The sequence below is a fragment of the Paenibacillus sp. IHBB 3054 genome, assembly GCF_051594305.1.
In the GTDB taxonomy this organism is placed as follows: Bacteria; Bacillota; Bacilli; order Paenibacillales; family Paenibacillaceae; genus Paenibacillus_AQ.
Window position 1 is genome coordinate 1 of sequence record NZ_JBOFBG010000154.1, and the last position, 550, is coordinate 550.

At 50.0% G+C, this 550-nt stretch carries 5 tRNA genes; all 5 read left to right on the forward strand.

Annotated elements, in window-relative coordinates:
- Positions 1 to 111: 111 nt before the first annotated feature.
- The 5 genes from ACQ76X_RS36200 to ACQ76X_RS36220 all read left to right on the forward strand — a co-directional run bounded on the left by ACQ76X_RS36200 (position 112) and on the right by ACQ76X_RS36220 (position 538).
- Positions 112 to 186 (forward strand) — tRNA-Gln (locus ACQ76X_RS36200).
- 9 nt (positions 187 to 195) lie between these two features.
- Positions 196 to 271 (forward strand) — tRNA-Lys (locus tag ACQ76X_RS36205).
- Between the two features lie 14 nt (positions 272 to 285).
- Positions 286 to 369: transfer RNA gene (locus ACQ76X_RS36210), tRNA-Leu, on the forward strand.
- A 7-nt stretch (positions 370 to 376) separates the two neighbouring features.
- Positions 377 to 451 (forward strand) — tRNA-Gly (locus ACQ76X_RS36215).
- A 10-nt stretch (positions 452 to 461) separates the two neighbouring features.
- A tRNA-Arg gene (locus ACQ76X_RS36220) sits at positions 462 to 538 on the forward strand.
- Positions 539 to 550 lie beyond the last annotated feature (12 nt).

A 550-nucleotide genomic window follows, 5' to 3' on the forward strand; every position in this document is an offset into this window, starting at 1 on the left:
TAGTATGGCATCAGGGATCAGAAGTATAAGCTTCGCAAGAATTACTTTGCAATCTCGCAACGAAGTGCAGAGTATCCGCCCTGTTCCGTGTTTTTAGCTAATTATTAATATTGGGGATTAGCCAAGCGGTAAGGCAACGGACTTTGACTCCGTCATGCATAGGTTCAAATCCTATATCCCCAGCCATTTTCATGAGAGCCATTAGCTCAGTTGGTAGAGCACCTGACTTTTAATCAGGGTGTCGAAGGTTCGAGTCCTTCATGGCTCACCATTTCTTTAAAGTGTGCGCGTGTGGCGGAATGGCAGACGCACCAGACTTAGGATCTGGCGTTTTACGACGTGGGGGTTCAAGTCCCTTCACGCGCACCATGTTTTTGCGGACGTGGCTCAGCGGTAGAGCATCGCCTTGCCAAGGCGAGGGTCGCGGGTTCGATTCCCGTCGTCCGCTCCATATAGATTTTGCGCCCTTAGCTCAGCTGGATAGAGCGTTTGACTACGAATCAAAAGGCCGGGAGTTCGAATCTCTCAGGGCGCGCCATTTTTTAATACC